This window comes from Asticcacaulis sp. P4_H10, from assembly GCF_056400965.1.
In genome coordinates, this window is sequence record NZ_JBFUKH010000007.1 from 51,216 (window position 1) to 68,683 (window position 17,468).

General features: G+C 60.2%; 15 protein-coding genes. 9 read left to right on the forward strand and 6 right to left on the reverse strand.

The features are described from left to right. Positions 1-24 precede the first annotated feature (24 nt). From AC1DON_RS13745 to AC1DON_RS13755, 3 genes are all read right to left on the reverse strand, one after another. A complete protein-coding gene (locus AC1DON_RS13745) occupies positions 25-1,563 on the reverse strand; it encodes a tryptophan halogenase family protein (RefSeq protein ID WP_476935378.1) in 1,539 nt (512 codons plus the stop codon). Between the two features lie 10 nt (positions 1,564-1,573). Continuing rightward, complete coding sequence (locus AC1DON_RS13750; protein WP_476935379.1) at positions 1,574-3,109, reverse strand: tryptophan halogenase family protein; 1,536 nt, start codon at positions 3,107-3,109, stop codon at positions 1,574-1,576. Positions 3,110-3,475: 366 nt separating this feature from the next. Then, a complete protein-coding gene (locus AC1DON_RS13755; protein WP_476935380.1) occupies positions 3,476-6,616 on the reverse strand; it encodes a TonB-dependent receptor in 3,141 nt (1,046 codons plus the stop codon). A 459-nt stretch (positions 6,617-7,075) separates the two neighbouring features. On the opposite strand from AC1DON_RS13755, the gene AC1DON_RS13760 reads away from it, so the two are divergent. After that, on the forward strand, positions 7,076-8,098 hold the full coding sequence (locus AC1DON_RS13760; RefSeq protein ID WP_476935381.1) for a LacI family DNA-binding transcriptional regulator: 1,023 nt from the start codon (positions 7,076-7,078) through the stop codon (positions 8,096-8,098). Between the two features lie 54 nt (positions 8,099-8,152). On the opposite strand, the gene AC1DON_RS13765 is transcribed toward AC1DON_RS13760, so the two are convergent. Further along, positions 8,153-10,141, reverse strand: coding sequence for a M56 family metallopeptidase (locus AC1DON_RS13765; protein ID WP_476935382.1), 1,989 nt, complete (start codon positions 10,139-10,141; stop codon positions 8,153-8,155). A 26-nt stretch (positions 10,142-10,167) separates the two neighbouring features. Continuing rightward, positions 10,168-10,566 carry a BlaI/MecI/CopY family transcriptional regulator gene (locus tag AC1DON_RS13770; RefSeq protein WP_476935383.1) on the reverse strand — a complete coding sequence of 133 codons (399 nt, stop codon included), beginning with the start codon at positions 10,564-10,566 and terminating at the stop codon, positions 10,168-10,170. 247 nt (positions 10,567-10,813) lie between these two features. Between AC1DON_RS13770 and AC1DON_RS13775 the strand changes: the two genes are divergently transcribed. Genes AC1DON_RS13775 through AC1DON_RS13790 form a run of 4 tightly spaced genes read left to right on the forward strand, consistent with a single transcriptional unit; the run spans position 10,814 to position 12,843 of the window. Further along, complete coding sequence (locus AC1DON_RS13775) at positions 10,814-11,890, forward strand: DNA topoisomerase IB (RefSeq protein WP_476935384.1); 1,077 nt, start codon at positions 10,814-10,816, stop codon at positions 11,888-11,890. Positions 11,891-11,947: 57 nt separating this feature from the next. Then, the gene (locus AC1DON_RS13780) at positions 11,948-12,319 is read left to right on the forward strand and encodes a hypothetical protein (RefSeq protein WP_476935385.1); all 372 of its coding nucleotides are present in this window, start codon (positions 11,948-11,950) and stop codon (positions 12,317-12,319) included. A 1-nt stretch (position 12,320) separates the two neighbouring features. Continuing rightward, positions 12,321-12,581 (forward strand): DUF5985 family protein, encoded by a 261-nt coding sequence (locus AC1DON_RS13785; RefSeq protein WP_476935386.1) that lies wholly within the window; start codon positions 12,321-12,323, stop codon positions 12,579-12,581. Between the two features lies 1 nt (position 12,582). Continuing rightward, positions 12,583-12,843, forward strand: coding sequence for a DUF5985 family protein (locus AC1DON_RS13790; RefSeq protein ID WP_476935387.1), 261 nt, complete (start codon positions 12,583-12,585; stop codon positions 12,841-12,843). Here AC1DON_RS13790 and AC1DON_RS13795 read toward each other — a convergent pair whose 3' ends face one another. Continuing rightward, entirely contained in the window at positions 12,844-13,173 is a 330-nt protein-coding gene (locus AC1DON_RS13795; RefSeq protein ID WP_476935388.1) for a hypothetical protein, read from the reverse strand. Between the two features lie 265 nt (positions 13,174-13,438). Here AC1DON_RS13795 and AC1DON_RS13800 point away from each other — a divergent pair, with 265 nt between their 5' ends. The 4 genes from AC1DON_RS13800 to AC1DON_RS13815 all read left to right on the forward strand — a co-directional run bounded on the left by AC1DON_RS13800 (position 13,439) and on the right by AC1DON_RS13815 (position 17,468). Continuing rightward, positions 13,439-13,687, forward strand: coding sequence for a hypothetical protein (locus AC1DON_RS13800; RefSeq protein WP_476935389.1), 249 nt, complete (start codon positions 13,439-13,441; stop codon positions 13,685-13,687). Between the two features lie 171 nt (positions 13,688-13,858). Next, positions 13,859-14,743 carry a methylisocitrate lyase gene (prpB, locus tag AC1DON_RS13805; protein WP_476935390.1) on the forward strand — a complete coding sequence of 295 codons (885 nt, stop codon included), beginning with the start codon at positions 13,859-13,861 and terminating at the stop codon, positions 14,741-14,743. A gap of 27 nt (positions 14,744-14,770) precedes the next feature. After that, positions 14,771-15,931 carry a bifunctional 2-methylcitrate synthase/citrate synthase gene (gene prpC / locus AC1DON_RS13810; protein ID WP_476935391.1) on the forward strand — a complete coding sequence of 387 codons (1,161 nt, stop codon included), beginning with the start codon at positions 14,771-14,773 and terminating at the stop codon, positions 15,929-15,931. 85 nt (positions 15,932-16,016) lie between these two features. Further along, positions 16,017-17,468 carry a bifunctional 2-methylcitrate dehydratase/aconitate hydratase gene (locus AC1DON_RS13815; protein ID WP_476935392.1) on the forward strand — a complete coding sequence of 484 codons (1,452 nt, stop codon included), beginning with the start codon at positions 16,017-16,019 and terminating at the stop codon, positions 17,466-17,468.

Below are 17,468 nucleotides of genomic sequence, written 5' to 3' on the forward strand. Positions count from 1 at the left end.
AGTTTCCGTCTCTTTTATTCAGGTTTATTCGGCGGCGAGCGTGTTTTTTCGTAATGCCGTGGGATGGGCTGGACAATAGGTTTTAAGGAAGTCTGACAACGCTGGCAAGGTTTGCACAAAACTCTGCAACTGCGGCTTCACTTCGTTTAGCAAAGGATGCAATTGTGCACTATCCAGCCGGTCGGTCAGGAAACTGTAGCGGTAGGGCTTGACTGCCATGCCTTCCAAGACGGAGTACCACGACGGTTGTCGGAACAGCTCTTCCGGACCGGTTTCGCGTAAGGCGCCCGAGGCCCGGAAAACGTCGAGCTTGGCGCGCAACGAAGCGGGGATAGGGTCCGACTTGACGCGCCGCCAGAATTCGGTGTCGTCGCGCTGCGTGACGCAATAATGCAGGATGATGAAGTCCTTGATCTCTTCGTAGTCGTTGTAGATGCGGCGGTTGAAATCGGCCTGAAGTGCCGGATTGAACGATTTGTCCGGGAAGTAGCGGAAGAAGAAGTCGAGCGTCCGGTAGACGAGGTGGATGGCGGTCGATTCCAGTGGTTCGATAAAGCCCGAAGCCAGGCCCAGTGACAGGACGTTCTTCGACCAGACCTGCTTGCGGATGCCGGTCGTGAACGGGACGATCATCGGACCAGCCAAGACCTTGCCGTCGACCTGGCTCAGCAAGGTGGCGGTCGCTTGGTCGTCAGAAATATAGTCCTTGCAGAAGACGTAGCCGTTGCCCGACCGGTGTTGCAAAGGGATGCGCCAGCGCCAGCCATAGTCCTGCGCCTGTGCCAGAGTATAGGGGGCGGGCTCACCGACGTTTTCGGTCTGGCAGACGACGGCGCGATTGCACAGAAGCTGATCGGCCCAGCTCTCGTATTCGACCCCAAGCGTCTTACCGATCAGGAGTGCCCGGAAGCCAGTGCAGTCGACGAACAGGTCGCCGCTGATTTCTTCTCCGGACTTGAGCACCAGCGAGCGGACATTGCCATTGGGCGCCTGGTTGACCGTTTCGATCAGGCCTTCGGTACGGACGGTGCCGAACTTTTCGGCATGGCCGCGCAGATACTGGGCGACCAGCCTGGCATCGACGTGCAGGGCGTAGTTGGCCGAGGCGATTGGTGTGCGCGCCGCCTTTTGCGGCAACATGAACCGGCCCTCGGCCGCCATGACGGAAGCGGGAGCGAAATCCTGCAATTCGCTGTCGTGGCCCTCGAGCTTGGCCTTAAGCCAGCAGTGATAGAAGTCGTTACCTTCGATGGCTGCGCCGATCTGGCCGAACGGGTGGAAATAGCTGTGGCTCTTGGTTAGCCAGTTCTCGAAGCAAATGCCGAGCTTGAAGCTGGCTTGCGTCTTCTGGATGAAGTCTTGCTCGTTGATGCCGAGATTAGCGATCAAGCCCAGGAAAGGCGGGATGGTGGATTCACCGACGCCGATCGTGCCGATCTCTTCCGATTCGATCAGCCGGACGCGGGCACCGGGCATGTGGACGGCGAACAGCGCCGCCGCCATCCAGCCGGCCGTGCCGCCACCGCAAATGACGACGTCGCGGATTTCATTGGGGTCTTTCATGACGGACTCTTTAAGCGGAGACACGATGTCCTCCCGAAAGGCGATTGCAGTGGTCGAGGAAAGCGCTGTGCGGCGGCGCGGCCTTTACCGTCGCGTCGATTTCCCGGCGCATGTGCGCAACCCTGGCCTGGACTTCGGCGGGTGAAAGCTGAGCGACAGCCGGATCGACGCTGTCCGGCCAGACATCGAAGCCGGCATAGATGGCCAGCCACGATGCCGGATGGAACATCTCCCAACGATAGCGGACGAAATGGCCGCGGCTCTGATATAGGTCGATCTTGCGTTGGAGCGTGTCGGGCAGGTCCATACTCGCCGCCTGCTTCCAGAAGTCCGTATCGCCGCGCTGGTTGAGCTTGTAGTGCAGGATGATGAAGTCGCGGGTGCGCTCCATTTCGCGCTTGGCCATGTCATTGTGCTCGTCAACCAGCATCTCATCGAAGCCGTCGATCGGCAGCAGCATCTGGATGCGCTCGATGCCGGTCTGGATAAGCGCGATCGAGGTCGATTCCAAAGGCTCCAGGAAGCCGGAACTGAGGCCGATGGCGACGCAGTTCTTGTCCCAGGCCTTCAGCCGGCGGCCGGGGCGGAAGCGGATGACGCGTGGCTCCGTGACGGCCTTGCCCGGCAGACTGTCGGCCAGGATGCCGATGGCTGCGTCGTCTGACATGTGCGCCGACGCATAGACATGGCCATTGCCGGACCTGTGCTGCAAAGGAATGTGCCACTGCCATCCGGCGGGGCGAGCCGTTACATCGGTATAGCTGTTGGGCACGTTGACGGGCTCGCTCTGCTGGGCGACGGCGCTGTCGCAGAACAGCCACTGGCCGTAATCCTCATAGCCGACGCCTAAAGCCTTGCCGATCAGCAGTGCCTGAAAGCCCGAGCAGTCGATGAACAGATCGCCGCTGACCGCCTGGCCGTTATCAAGATTGAGCGCCGTGATGTGGCCGCTGTCCGGATCGAGCGCGACATCCTTCAGTACGGCGTCGATGTGGCGAATACCGCGCGCCTTGGCGAAGTCCCGCATATGGGCGGCAAACAGACCAGCGTCGAAGTGCAGCGCCCAGTCGAACTGGGTGTAGGCGTCCTGGGTCGGCGAGGGCAGGGCGAACTTGCCGGCCTTGGCCAGGGCCGCGCCCATGGCGTAGTCGTCGATGTCCTTCAGGTCGAACTCGTCGCGATACTGGTTCCAGAAGTGGTGAAATCCGACACCACTGAGGTCGTGACCAAAGGCGCCGAACGGATGGATGAAACTTGCGCCGTCGTGCTTCCAGCCATTGAAGCGGATGCCGAGTTTGCACGAGGCGTGGGTAGCGGCAATGACGCCGTAGTCGGTCATGCCCAGAGCCGCATAGAAGCGGCGCAGTGTCGGGATTGTGGCTTCGCCGACGCCGATGGTGCCGATGGCCAGGGATTCGATCAGGGTAATTTCGATTGGGCTGTTGCGGTAATGGTTGATCAGAGAGGCTGCGGTCATCCAGCCGGCGGTTCCCCCGCCCAGAATGACAATACGAGACAGGCGTTTGCCGCCTTCGACGTTTTTCATCGCACTCCCCAAGCCTTGCACCGCACCGTCCGATGTGCGAGCCGCCAAAGCTATTGTTGCTGCGCTCTTCTTTAAGAGCGCCGTGAGAAAAAAAGCTCCCGTGCAAAAGTCTTAAGCCAGTTTGCACGGGAGGGAAATCACGTCCACGGCACGGAGTCAGGGTGCCGGGACCTGTCAGTTGGGGAAGACAGAAACCAATGGACGGAAGAACTACGCCCAACATGTTCCTGCATCACATATCCGGTACGCACACACCCAGGGAGTCATGTTCGCATGCGGATATGTGACCGGGATGCGCACCGGTCTCCGCCGGCTTCACGCAAATATCTTGTGCGGGATGCGTCGGACGCACCCCGCACATTCAGCTTACCACTTGGCGCGGACGCCGATCGTGTAGCGCGGCTCGAACTGGTACTGATAGGCGTACTGTTCGGAGTCGCCGAAGTGGTACTTGTACGTCTCGATCTCGCCGGTAACGTTCGAGCCGTTGAAGTACACCGACACACGGTCGCTGATGTTGTAGGTGGCATTCAGGTCGATGAAGGTCGTCGGCTCCGCATAGATCGGGACCCGCGACGTGTCGACCAGGTTGGCCACGCTGGCCAGACGTTCCGAGCGATAGTTGTAGGCGGCGCGGATCTGCAGCTTGTCGTCCTGATACCAGCCGATCAGGTTCACCTGATGCTCGGAGTTATCGTAGAACGGCAGCTTTTCACCATCCAGACCCGTGTCGCTGAGCTCGCTCGGCGAATAGGTGTAGTTGGCGTCGATGCCGAAGTTCGACAGGAAGCTTCCGTCCATGAAGTCGGCGAACGCAACCTTGCCGGCCAGTTCCAGGCCCTGGACCTTGCCGCCGTCACCTTGCAGCGGTAGCGAGATATTGACAGCGCCAGCTGGCGAACCATCGGAGTTCACGAACTGGCCCGGTGTTGACTGGACCTGGCCACGAACGACGTAGCTGTCGATCTGCATGTCGAAGATGGCGGCGCTGATCATGGTGGCGCGGCCGAGATAATATTCCGCCGACAGGTTCATGTTCGAGGCGCGCCACGGGTTCAGGCCCGGGTTGCCGTTCGAGTCGGCCGAGGTCACAACGCGGCGCGGCGGGACGTGGCCCGGATCGTCGTTGGTGTTGACCTTGATTGAGCCGCCGTAGTTGCCGAGATCCAGCGGTTGCATGGTCTTGGCGTAACCGAAGCGGACCTTGAACTGGTCGGTGACGTCGGCATTTATGTTCAGCGACGGCAGGACATCGGTGTACTTGCGGTTGGTGACCGTGTCGCCGGTGTCAGCCGAGGTGTCGCCATAGGCCAGGGTGTCGCCCGTAACGTTCTGCTTGACGTTAAGCTCGGTCTGGATGACGCGAACGCCGACATTGCCGGAGAAGATGCCGGTTTCGAACTCGCCCGACGCGTAGACATTGTTTTCGTACATGTCGACTTCGTAGGTTTGGCCCGGAACGGTGATGCGCGTGGCGCCACCGAAGACCTGCTTGTGGAAGTCCTCGACATTGTCGAAGTCCTTGGCATCGACGGCCCAGAAGCCCGGAATGCCCGAAGCTACGTCGCCACCCAGGCCTTCGACGAAGACAACATTGTTGTACTTGTCGAGCGCAGTCGGACGATTGACGGTATAGCCCTGGAACACCATGACGGCCGGGTTGGCGGCCGACGGCACCATTTCGCCGGCGGAGCACTGGCCCTGGTCCATCACGACGTCGATGGCCTTCCACTGGGCCAGACAGCCCGACGCGGGAACGGGCTGTCCGTTGGCCTGGACGCCCTTGCCGGCGTAGAAGGACGAGAACAGGTGGAACTGCTCGATGTCGGTCGTGCGCTGGCTGACGCGGACGCCGGCATCGACCTTGGTGAACAGGCCCAGCGCCTTTTCCTCAAAGCGATAGTGACCATCGAAACGCGCCACGTTCAGCGTCGAGGAAGCATCGTTATTGCCTTCCGACGAGAAGGCGGCGACGCGGTAGGAGTTCAGGTTGGCCATGTAGTCGGCGGTCGTCTTGCCGGCGCCGAGTCCGCCTGTGCGGGCCATGACATTGCCGAAGCCGGAGAAGACCGGCGACTCGCCGCTGAAGTCGACATGCAGCAGCGGGTTGGAGTTGTAGCCCTGCGGGTTCGGATCGAGATAGCAGCCACCCTGTGAGCCGACGACGGCGTTGGTGCGCTGCGACGTCGGATAGCCGGCGCAGATGTCCGACGGGTAGAAGGTGCCGCGCGTGCGGTCGTCGCCGTTGCGGAACAGGGTGAATTCACCAGGCGCCGCCGCGTCGTAACGCCAGTTCGACAGGTCGCCCTGAACCTGGCCGTTCATGCTGAGGCGGCTGGTGCGAGCACTGATGAAACGGGTCTCGGCGGTGAACTTGCCGCCGTTATCGTACTTCAGCTCGAGATTATAGTTCGTCGATTCCGAATTGTTGGTGCGGTTGACCGTGAACGAGTTCAGCCATTGAGCGTTGATGTCGTACTGCGACACGTTCCACCATGGCGTGCCGTTGGAGTCCGTCAGACCGGTGTCGGTGTGCGCCGTCGGGGTTGCCCAGGTGGCGAACGCGCCGCCGTCCCAGCGATTGGAGATGTTCAGACCCATGGCGCGATTGTGTTCTTCCAGCTTGGAGTAGAACACGTCGCCGGTCAGGGTCCAGCCGTCATCCAGCTTGGCCTGGAAGGACAGGTTGGCGCCGGTGCGCTTGCGCTGGATGGCGCGGTTGTAAACTTCGAAGCCGTGCGGCGCGATGTAGTTCTGCGGCTGACCTGCGCCCCAGTCGTTCTGGGAGAAGACGCCGCCGCCGGAACCGGCATAGTTGTTGCCGTTGGTCGTATCGCCGACGGCGACGCTGGCCAGGATGCCGACACGGTCATTGCGCCACGAAGCCAGCGCGTTGACCATGTAGTCGTTTTCCTTGGTGTAGTCGCCGCGCGACGCTTCGGCGGCACCCGTGAGGGTCAGGCCCTGCGACAGCTGGAAGGGGCGGCGGGTCTGCAGGTCGATCGTGCCGGAGATACCGGCCAGCGGCGTGCGCGGATCGACGGACTTGTAGACGACGACGCCGCTCATCAGCTGCGACGGCACGTCGAGGAAGTTGGCCTGGGCGGTGCCGATATTGCCGGCAGACAGGTATTGTTCGCCGTTCATCAGCGTCATGGTCTGGGCCAGGCCGCGGATGTTGACGCGCGCGCCTTCACCGGCTTCGCGAATGATCTGGATGCCGGGAACGCGTTGCAGCGAGTCAGCGATGGTGGTGTCCGGCAGCTTGCCGATATCTTCGGCCGAGATGCCGTCGACCTGGGCGATTGCCCGCTTCTTGATGTCGACCGCGCGCAGCTGCGAGCCGCGCACGCCCTTGACGATGACGACCTGGTCTTCCGCCGTTGCGGCAGCAGCCGTGTCCTGGGCGACCGCGCCCGAAGACAGCGCGAGCATCGAAACGCCCGAGCACAGCAATGTGCTGAAAGCCAGCTTTAAAGCCTTCTTACCATTCAGGTGTGATGACATGTGTAATCCGTCCCTAATCCTTGTCCGAGTTATTGCTTATGAGTCACCGCTCTATGTCGGTGTACGCGTACTGATGCCGTTATTGCCTCGAGTCCCAGCGCAATGTCCCATATGGACAAAATATAAGTCATCGATGTCATAAATTATGACACGGACGCTTAAGGCATTAATGGGAACATAACCTGCTATTTTTGCTGTTATGCTCGGTTAAACGACAAAACCGGCAATGGCACCGATGGCGACGCAGCCGAAAAATGTCAAGAAAAATGTCATCGATGTCATTTGAAACATATGAATCGTTCAGCTTTGTCTGTCACCATGTTGCAAGCTTGCATCAGATGAGGTCGTGTCTATAAAATGCACGCGATGATGGCCGCGCATTGAGGCCATTGGCATGTTAGCGCAACCACGTTATGAGTTGTTCGGCATCGCGCCGCCCAGGGGTATTGAACGTACATTATGTCGACCATTTATGATGTGGCCGAGTTGGCTGGGGTTTCGGCAAAGACGGTGTCGCGTGTCCTGAATGAGGACCGGGCCGTCAAGGACAATACGCGTGAGCGCGTGCTCGAAGCCATGAGCAAGCTCGAGTATCGACCCAACAACCAGGCGCGTTCCTTGCGTCTGGGCAAGACCAAGACCTCTGTTGGCATGCTGCTCGAAGACCCGGCCAGCGGCTATCAGGGCCGCTTCCACCACGCCATGTTGATGGCGTCGATGGAGACCGGCAACTATCTCGCCATGGAGCTGTTTGAACACGAGCAGGCAGACTATCTGGCCGACGTCGACCGCTTTATTACCGACGCCCAGATTCGCTCTATCGTCTTATTGCCGCCGCTGTGCGACTTTGGACCGTTGAAAGCGCTGTTAAAGGCGCGCAACATTCATTGCGTGCTGATCTCACCAACGACGCCCGACAGCCACTATCCGTCCGTAGCCATGGACGACCGGGTGGCGGCGCGCGATATCACGGATTATCTGCTGTCGCTCGGGCACACGAAAATCGCGCATATCGCCGGTCACCCGGATCACGCCGCGGCGCTGTTGCGCCGGCAGGGGTTTTACGAAGCGTTCGATGCTTCGGGGCGCCCGCGTCCGCCCAAGGCGTACTTCGCCGAGGGCATGTTCACGTTCAAGACCGGCATTGCCGCGGCGGAACAGCTGCTGAGCCTGCCGGACCGTCCGACGGCCATCTTCGTCTCGAACGATGAAATGGCGGCGGCAACCTGTTCGGTGGCGCACAGGATGGGCCTGCGCATCCCCGAGGACCTGTCCGTCATTGGTTTCGACGATGCGCCGATTGCCTCGGCCATCTGGCCGGCGCTGACGACGGTTCGCCAGCCCTATCTCGACATGGCGCGGCGTACCTTGCAAATCCTCAATGCGGCCGGAGATGCCGTGCGGGAATCTGATATTCAGGCGCGTCACATCATTCCGCATGAACTGATCAAGCGGGAATCGACCGCGCCGCTCAAGGGATAAGAAAAGGCGGCTTCCTCAGGAAGCCGCCTTTCGATCTGCTATCGCGTTGGCATATTAGCCGGCCCTTATCCTGGTCTGGACGCTAACGACGACGTCCGTTTTGGGATTGGGTGCGGGTAATGGCATGGGGCTTGCGGCCGGCATGGCGTTGAGCGTCGCGGATGGGACAGCATTGGCCTTGCGACCGGTATCTTCAATATCCACCGCGAATTTGCCGTTCGGAAGAGTGATAACTCTGACCTTGACGTTCAGTGGACTTGACATAACCGCCAGAGGCTTGGCGAGAGGCGCGGGCGGCGCCGGGGGGACAGGCGGTGCTGTCAGCGCTGGTGGCGCCGCGGGGGCGGGAGGTGCGGCCATGGCTGGTACAGCAGGAACCACAGGTGGTTCGGGCGGTTCCGGAACGTTCCATTCCTGGGCAAACTCGCCCTTGCGGAATTTCATCTCGTCCTTGCGGATTTTCATCTCGACTTTCCGGGCGATCATTTCGGCCTTACGAGCCTCGCGTTCGGCGCTTTTCTGTATAGCCTTGACATCGATCGCCTGCACTGCGGCGTTATGCGCCATGACCTCTGCGTTGTAAGCCATGGCTTCAACGTGGCGTGCATTGATGGCGGCATTGTCCTGGGCGGTTCGGGACTGGGTGGCCAGACGATCGGCGGTCTCGCGCATCTGCCTGGCGCGAACGGGATCCGTCGCCTTCATCTGCTCGGCCTCATGGCGCACCGCCTCGGCGGCCTCGGCCAGTCCTTCGGCCTGGGCGCGGGCGATTGCCTCGTGATCGACGTGAGGGTCCAGGTCGGCAACCCAGGTCCAGGTCGAATCGCGCTCGCCGTTGCCTTCGTCCTTTTGGGGCGTGATCAGGCCCGACCAGAAATCCTGGGGCTCGACATCGGCGGCGCCGGCTTCGGCGGCGGGCATTTCGGGGCCGGCGATCTCGGCATCGTTGGCAGCAAGGCTGCCGGCCAGGCCGGACGAACCCGTAACCGATTCGAGCGACTTGATATTGCAGATCTTGGCGAGACCACCATCGGTTCCGGCCACGACCTGTGCGGCTGGCACGGCTAGGGTAGCCAGGGTGATCAGGACCACAGGGGCGGCCAGCAAAGCCGGGCGCGAGACTTTACGCGGGGACATGGCTTGGGTTCCTTTCGGCGTATCGCCCAGGATTCGGCGGACGCGGGACAGAAGGGTAGGGCCTGAGCCATCACCATTCAGGGCGACGGCGAGATGGGGCGTTGCGCGGCGCTGTTCTTCGAGACGAAGCAGGGCGGTAGCGTAGGTCAGCGGATCGCTGCAGGTCCGCACGGCGGCGTCATCGCAGGCCAGTTCGCGCTGTTCGCGCAGGCTGCGGCCCAGCCACCAGACGGCGGGGTGATAGAAGAACAATGTCTCGAGAACGGTCTGCAGCAGGTTCCAGGCGAAATCGGCGCGGCGGATGTGCTCGAGTTCGTGGGCCAGGACGGCGTCGATCTGATCTGGCGACAGCGTCATGACGGCCGACACCGGCAGGTAGACGACGGAACGGAAGACGCCGACGACAAAGGGGCTGTCGATCCCGGCATGCATGCGGATATGGACATTGCTGAGGCCGAGTATGAGTGCGGCGCGCGCAAAGCGGGCAGCCAGGGCTTCGGGTACCGGCTGGGCATTGGCTTTCAGGCGATGGATGGCCCACAGGCCATTTAGGGTGCGCAGGGCGAGGGCCAGCACGCCGGCAGCCCACACGGCGTCCAGCCATGGCAGGAGACTCATCGGCTCGATGCCCTGCGGAATAATGACGGCGCCAATGGTAGCGGCTTCCGGGCCGAACGCTGCGTCACCCTTGCCAAGACGCACCTGCTCCCAGGCGAAGGTCGCGACGGCAGCCGCCGCCATGGCCAGCATGGCGAAAAGGCTGATGGCGTATTGCGCGCGGGGGCGTAAGGCAGGCAGGGCCGAGGAGACCAGCTTCGCGGCGACGGCGATAATGGCGCCCTGCCAGCAAAAATGCAGCAGGGTCAGGCCCAGCGCCTGGAAGAGTATTTGAACCTGTTCAACCATGGTCAGCCTCTCTTGACCGTATTGAGTTATTTAGATTTTGCGGCGATCAGCGCGCGGATTTGTTCCAACTCATCCTCGCTGGCTGGCTGCAGCGACAGGGCGTGCATGGCCAGAAGTGCCGGTGAGCCGGAGAATAGTTTTTCGCTCAGATCCTTCAGCAGTTGCGTCTGCATGTCGGCTTCGCGCATGGCTGGCGAATAGATGTGTGCCTTGCCGGCCTCCTCGCGTGCGACCAGGCCCTTTTCAGTCATGATCTGCAGTGTCTTGAGCACGGTCGTATAGCCCGTGGACCGGGTGTCACTGAGGACGTCGTGGATGTCACGCACGGTCGCCGAGCCCTTGGCCCACAAAACGCGCAGGATTTCCAGCTCAGCCTCGGTCGGCTTTTTGAGGGGTGCGTCGGCAATGGAAGAAGATGATGTCATAGGATACTTATACGAAGGGCTTCGTAACGTGTCAACGAAGAACTTCGTAGATGGCGATAAGCGCTTCCCAAAAAGTGTACAACGGTTTTGGGACAGGAAGCGCGACCGGCAAACCAAGCGCTTCCCAAAAAGTGTACAACGGTTTTTGGACAGGAAGCGCGACCATCAAACACGTCACGGATTTTTTACAGTGGCTCCCGGTCTTCCTCATCGTCTTGCGATGGGTTTGCGCCTTAGCCTCTTTGCCATGAACGTCATCAGTTTCGACAGCCACGATTACCGTCAGCAGGCCCGCGAACAGGGGCTGCGCTATGTCTCGGATACCCGGCCGGGCTATACCCGCCGGCGCTTCGGCAAGTCTTTCGTCTATTACGACTCGACCGGTGAGCGTATCCGCGACGATGCCGAGATTATCCGCATCCGCAAGCTGGCTATCCCGCCAGCCTATCGTAATGTCTGGATTTGTCCGATGAAGAACGGTCACATCCAGGCGACGGCGCTCGACGCCAAGGGCCGCAAGCAATACCGTTATCATCCTGAGTGGCGGGCGGCCCGCGACGCGACAAAGTTCACCCATATCCTGGCCTTCGGCGAGGCTCTGCCGACGATTCGTGCGACGGTCAACCAGCATATGGCGCAGCGGGGTTTAAGCCGCGAAAAGGTGCTGGCGACCGTCGTGGCGCTTCTGGAGAAGACCCTCATCCGTGTCGGAAATGACGAATATGCCCGCAAGAACCAGTCCTACGGCTTGACGACTTTGAAGGACGAACACGTCGAGGTGAGCGGCTCGACCCTGCGTTTCCGCTTCAAGGGCAAGTCCGGCAAGGAGTGGAATCTCAAGCTCAGCGACCGGCGCATTGCCCGGGTCGTGACGGCTTGCGCCGACATCGAAGGCCAGGAGCTGTTCAAATATGTCGACGAAGAGGGACGGGTGCGCGACGTCTCTTCGGGCGACGTCAATGCTTATTTGCGTGAGATCAGTGGCCAACCCTTCACGGCCAAGGACTTCCGCACCTGGACGGGCACGGTCCTCGCGGCAATGGCCCTGAAGGGACTTGATGCCTACGATACGCAAACCCAGGCGAAGAAGAATGTTGTCGCCGCGATCGAGACAGTCTCCAAGCGGCTTGGCAACACACCGAGCGTTTGCCGCAAATGCTATGTTCACCCGGAAATTCTGAACGCCTATCTCGACGGCGACCTGATCGCGCAGATCGAAACCGTCATAGATGACCAACTGGACGACAGCGGCCTGACGCAAGACGAACGGTGCGTCCTCTATTTCCTCAAAGGCCGTCTGCAACCGCGCCTCGCTGCAGAATAGCCAGATTTTTATCAAAAACTTATTTTGCCGTCGCGCCAAGTCGCGATAGTCAAGGATATGACTGGCGTCATTCCCGACGACGCAAGGCAGTTTCTGTTGCGCCATATCGACTCGGTAGCGCAATGGGAGGGGCTATTGTGGCTGCGCGGCCATCCCGATACGTCGCGGGATGCGGCAGATGTTGCGCGCCATCTTTACATCTCTGAAGCGGAAACCACAGCCTTGCTGAACGGCTTGGCCGAGCGCCACATCCTGGTGCTTGAAGACGGGCGGTATCGCTACGCGCCGGACAGCCCGGAAACCGACGCCGTGATTGGATTGTGCGCCGAACTCTACCGGCAATACCTCATTCCCGTAACGAAGATTATCCATTCGAAACCCAAACGCGTCCAGGCCTTCGCCGACGCCTTCCGGATCAGAAAGGACTAGGATGGCTGCCATTATTTACGCCCTGTGTGCCGTGATGGCCTTTATCTGCGCCTGGCTCCTGCTGGCAGCTTACTTCCGCAGCCGTTATCGCCTGCTGCTGTGGGGCGGCTTATGTTTCTGCGGCATGACGGTGTCAAACGCCCTTCTGATGATCGACAAGGTGTGGTTGCCGCCGGAAACCGACCTGTCATTAACGCGCCACATTGTCACCGGCGTATCGCTGCTGATCTTTCTCTACGGCCTGATATGGGACACGGAATAGCATGAAACTTATGCTTCTCGGCGCCACCGCCATGGCGTGTTTCACCATAGCGCTGTTGCTCGCCCGGTCATGGACGACAACGCGCGACCGCTTCTTTCTGTTCTTCGCAGCCGCTTTCGTCGTCGAGGGAATAGACCGGATCGTGCTGGGCCTGACGCAGACAAACGACCAGAGCCCGTTGATCTATCTGATCCGGCTGTTTTCGTTCCTGCTGATCGTCATTGCCATCGTCGACAAGAACCGGTCGATGACGGGAAGATAATCACGCATCCATATGGATGTAGTTCAGCACATCGGGATTATTGGCCGCCGCGGCCATCAGAACCTTGTTGAGGTCGATCTGGGCGCTGCGCTCATCCATTTCGCCGCTGCGATACTGAGAGGTAACGCGGCGCAGGTAGGCTCGCAAGGCTACGCGGTCTTCCTCGCCAAGGCGCAGGGAGGTCTGGGATTCGATCTGGCTTTGAAGGCCTGTCACGACCCGGTCTTCAGACTCATTACTGTCGAGCATCTGCATCTGCTCGGCCAGGTAGTCACGGCGGGATTGCTGGTTGATGCCATTGATCGGCGCGGGAATCGTGTCGGTCGTCATGGTAGCCTCCGTCCTGAAAACTGTCCTTAAGCGTCTCACCAATGCTGGCGCGTAGCAACAAAACTCGTTTCACATGCGCGGCATCTCAACTCGCCTGAAAAGTGAATTCACAATGGCTTGATCCGATGCTTATTCATCTACCTCAAGGCTCGCACCGTCATTTTGCAAACAGGCTGATACGGTTGCTCTATCTAATTGTGTGGCGCGACATCTACCCGAAAATCGCCGCACACTTTTCGGATATCGCTTGAGAGGAGCAACCGTCATGGCCACCGCCACCCAGTCTTCCGGTAACAACACCGCCATCATTATTCTTGCCGTTCTGATCATCGCCGCGCTGGCTGTCGGCGCTGTGTTCATGATGCAGGACAATCGTTCGGGCAGTGAGCGCCTGGGTGACGCCGTCGAAGCGCTGCCGAATGGCGTCGACAATGCCGCCGATAAGCTGGGCGATCAGTCGCCGGCCGAAAACGTTCAGCGCAACGCCGAAAAGGCTGTCGACAAGGTCAACTAAGGCGAACGATAAGCGTGCTAAGACCTACACATTCGCGTGACGACGCCGGAGACGTTCCCCTGTCTCCGGCGTTTTGATTTGACCGCTATATTGACGTGTGCGTAAATTTTGCGGCTTGACTTAATTTGTTGCAAAAGATACCAGTTTTAAAAAGACAAAACAGGGATACCCATGCCGATCGTTTCCGCCGGCCGTAATTTTCGTGATGCCCTGGCGGACGAGCAGCCGCTGCAGGTCATCGGCGCCATCAACGCGAACCACGCCTTGCTGGCCAAGCGCGCCGGTTTTCGCGCCATCTATCTGTCGGGTGGCGGTGTGGCGGCAGGTTCACTGGGCATGCCAGATCTCGGTATCAACACGCTCGACGATGTCCTGATCGACGTTCGCCGTATCACCGATGTCTGTGACCTGCCACTTATGGTCGATATCGATACGGGCTTCGGCCCTTCGGCCTTCAATATAGAACGTACTGTCAAGGCGCTGATTAAGGCCGGCGCCGCCGCTTGCCACATTGAAGATCAGGTTGGCGCGAAGCGCTGTGGCCATCGCCCGGGCAAGGAGATCGTGCCGGCCTCGGAAATGGTCGATCGCGTCAAGGCCGCCGCCGACGCGAAGACCGACCCCGACTTTTTCCTGATTGCACGGACGGATGCCATCGCGGTTGACGGTGTTGAAGCCGCCATCGAACGCGCCATCGCCTGTGTCGAAGCCGGCGCCGACGGCATTTTCGCCGAGGCCGCCTATGACCTTGAGACCTACGCAAAGTTCGTCGATGCCGTGAAGGTGCCGGTCCTGGCCAACATCACCGAGTTCGGCAAGACGCCGCTGTTCACGCGCGATGAGCTGGCCTCGGCCGGCGTCGCCATCCAGCTCCACCCGCTGTCGGCCTTCCGCGCCATGAATAAGGCGGCCGAAAATGTCTACACGGCCATCCGCCGCGATGGGCATCAGAAGGCGGTGCTCGACACCATGCAGACCCGCGAAGAGCTTTACGACCGCATCGGCTACTGGGATTTCGAGCACCGGCTCGACACCCTGTTCAGCGGCCAAAAATAAGAAAAATAGTGACCGAAGGAAACGAACATGGATACGGCAGGAGACCCAGCATCGGGCTTTAAGCCCAAGAAATCTGTTGCGCTTTCCGGAACGGTGGCCGGCAATACGGCGCTGTGCACTGTCGGGCGGACAGGTAACGACCTGGCCTATCGTGGCTATGACATTCTCGATCTGGCGAATACCTCCGAGTTCGAGGAAATCGCCCATCTGCTGGTCCACGGCATACTGCCGAACCGGGCGGAGCTTGCGGCCTACAAGTCCAAACTGAAAGCATTGCGCGGCTTGCCGGCGGCGGTCATGGCAGCGCTTGAGAGCCTGCCGGCGTCGTCCCACCCGATGGACGTCATGCGCACCGGCGTGTCGATTCTCGGCTGCGTCCTGCCGGAAAAGGACGATCATAACACTGCCAATGCGCGCGACATCGCCGACCGGCTGATGGCGTGCCTGGGCTCGATGCTGCTCTACTGGTTCCATTTCAGCCATCACGGCCGGCGCATCGAGGTCGAAACCGACGACGAGACGATCGGCGGGCACTTCCTGCATTTGCTGCACGGTGAACGGCCGCGCGAGTCGTGGGTGAGGGCGATGCACACCTCGCTGATCCTCTATGCCGAGCACGAGTTCAACGCCTCGACCTTTGCTGCAAGGGTCATCGCGGGCACGGGATCTGACGTCTATTCGTGCGTTGCCGGCGCCATCGGCGCCTTGCGGGGGCCCAAGCATGGCGGCGCCAACGAGGTTGCTCACGATATCCAGAAACGCTATGACACACCCGATGAGGCGGAGGCCGATATCCGCGAGCGCGTGGCCCGCAAGGAGGTTGTCATCGGCTTTGGCCATCCGGTGTATACGACAGGCGATCCGCGCAACAAGGTAATCAAGGAGATCGCGAGGTCCTTGAGCCGCGAAGCCGGCAGCGTTCGGATGTTCGACATCGCCGAGCGACTTGAGACGGTGATGTGGGATATCAAGACCATGTTCCCGAACCTCGATTGGTTCAGCGCGGTCAGCTACCACATGATGGGCGTGCCGACGGCGATGTTCACGCCGTTGTTCGTCATTTCCCGGACATCCGGGTGGTCGGCGCACATCATCGAGCAACGCCAGGACGGCAAGATTATCCGTCCCAATGCCAACTATACCGGTCCCGAAAACGTGCCGTTCGTGCCTTTGGATCAACGTCCGTAAGCCCCCTCAGGCTCGCCGCCCCGCGCCTACCCACTCCCCTTAAGCGGGGAGAGGGGGCTGGCGCTACAAATTCCGAAAGCTTCCCATGTCTGCCCATATTTCCAATGTCCGCCCCGAACCCGACAGCGTGCTGGTCGATATCGCCGACTATGTGCTGAACTATGAGGTTAAATCCGACCTCGCTTACACGACGGCGCGCAACTGCCTGATCGACACGATCGGCTGCGGGCTCGAAGCGCTCGAATACCCGGCCTGTACCAAGCACCTGGGGCCCATCGTGCAAGGAACTGTCGTACCCAATGGTGCCAAGGTTTTCGGCACGCAATTCCAGCTCGATCCGGTTAAGGCGGCCTTCGATATTGGCGCCATGATCCGCTGGCTCGATTTCAACGACACCTGGTTGGCAGCGGAGTGGGGGCATCCATCCGACAATCTCGGCGGCATCCTGGCCGTCGCCGACTGGCTGAGCCGCAATGCGATCGCCGCAGGCAAGGCGCCGTTGACGATGCGCGATGTCCTGACGGCTATGGTCAAGGCCCACGAGATCCAGGGCTGCATTGCTTTGGAGAACAGCTTCAACAAGGTCGGTCTCGATCACGTCATCCTCGTCAAGGTCGCCTCGACCGCCGTGGTCGCGCAGATGCTTGGCCTGACGCGCGACGAGATCATCGATGCGGTCTCGCTGGCCTGGGTCGATGGCCAAAGCTTGCGCACCTATCGCCACAGCCCCAATACCGGCTCGCGCAAGTCGTGGGCGGCGGGCGATGCGACCTCGCGTGCCGTGCGCCTGGCCCTGATGGTCCAGAAGGGCGAGATGGGTTATCCCAGCGTTCTGACTGCCAAGACCTGGGGTTTCTACGACGTGTCGTTCAAAGGAGAGCCATTCAAATTTCAGCGGTCCTACGGCAGCTACGTCATGGAAAACATTCTCTTCAAGATCAGCTTCCCGGCCGAGTTCCACTCGCAGACCGCGGTTGAAGCCGCGATGACTTTCCACGGCAAGCTTGCGGAACTGGGGAAGACGACGGACGATATCGCCAAGGTCACGATCCGCACTCACGAGGCCTGCATCCGCATTATCGACAAGAAGGGGCCACTCAACAATCCGGCCGACCGTGACCACTGCATCCAGTACATGGTCGCTGTGCCGCTGCTGTTCGGCCGTCTGACCGCGTCGGACTATGAGGATTTCGTCGCCAATGATCCGCGCATCGATGCCCTTCGCGACAAGATTTCTTGCGTCGAAGAGCTGGAATTCACCCGCGACTATCACGATCCGGACAAGCGCTCGATCGCCAATGCCATGACGATCGAATTCACCGATGGCACAAAGACCGACGAGTTGCGTGTTGATTATCCTATCGGTCATCGCCTGCGTCGCGTCGAAGGCATTCCGGTGCTGGAAGAAAAGTTCCGTCAGAACCTGAAGCGCCGCTTCCCGAAGAAGCAGCAGGATCGCATCCTGGCCATCAGTCTCAACCAGTCGGCACTTGAGACCATACCCGTTCACGAGTATGTCGACCTCTATGTAATTTAA

Bases quoted from the DNA above. Each gene is read 5' to 3' on its own strand.
- AC1DON_RS13745 (WP_476935378.1), bottom strand. From the start codon at position 1,563: ATGAAAGACCCCAATGAAATCCGCGACGTCGTCATTTGCGGTGGCGGC.
- AC1DON_RS13750 (WP_476935379.1), bottom strand. From the start codon at position 3,109: ATGAAAAACGTCGAAGGCGGCAAACGCCTGTCTCGTATTGTCATTCTG.
- AC1DON_RS13755 (WP_476935380.1), bottom strand. From the start codon at position 6,616: ATGTCATCACACCTGAATGGTAAGAAGGCTTTAAAGCTGGCTTTCAGC.
- AC1DON_RS13760 (WP_476935381.1), top strand. From the start codon at position 7,076: ATGTCGACCATTTATGATGTGGCCGAGTTGGCTGGGGTTTCGGCAAAG.
- AC1DON_RS13765 (WP_476935382.1), bottom strand. From the start codon at position 10,141: ATGGTTGAACAGGTTCAAATACTCTTCCAGGCGCTGGGCCTGACCCTG.
- AC1DON_RS13770 (WP_476935383.1), bottom strand. From the start codon at position 10,566: ATGACATCATCTTCTTCCATTGCCGACGCACCCCTCAAAAAGCCGACC.
- AC1DON_RS13775 (WP_476935384.1), top strand. From the start codon at position 10,814: ATGAACGTCATCAGTTTCGACAGCCACGATTACCGTCAGCAGGCCCGC.
- AC1DON_RS13780 (WP_476935385.1), top strand. From the start codon at position 11,948: ATGACTGGCGTCATTCCCGACGACGCAAGGCAGTTTCTGTTGCGCCAT.
- AC1DON_RS13785 (WP_476935386.1), top strand. From the start codon at position 12,321: ATGGCTGCCATTATTTACGCCCTGTGTGCCGTGATGGCCTTTATCTGC.
- AC1DON_RS13790 (WP_476935387.1), top strand. From the start codon at position 12,583: ATGAAACTTATGCTTCTCGGCGCCACCGCCATGGCGTGTTTCACCATA.
- AC1DON_RS13795 (WP_476935388.1), bottom strand. From the start codon at position 13,173: ATGACGACCGACACGATTCCCGCGCCGATCAATGGCATCAACCAGCAA.
- AC1DON_RS13800 (WP_476935389.1), top strand. From the start codon at position 13,439: ATGGCCACCGCCACCCAGTCTTCCGGTAACAACACCGCCATCATTATT.
- prpB (WP_476935390.1), top strand. From the start codon at position 13,859: ATGCCGATCGTTTCCGCCGGCCGTAATTTTCGTGATGCCCTGGCGGAC.
- prpC (WP_476935391.1), top strand. From the start codon at position 14,771: ATGGATACGGCAGGAGACCCAGCATCGGGCTTTAAGCCCAAGAAATCT.
- AC1DON_RS13815 (WP_476935392.1), top strand. From the start codon at position 16,017: ATGTCTGCCCATATTTCCAATGTCCGCCCCGAACCCGACAGCGTGCTG.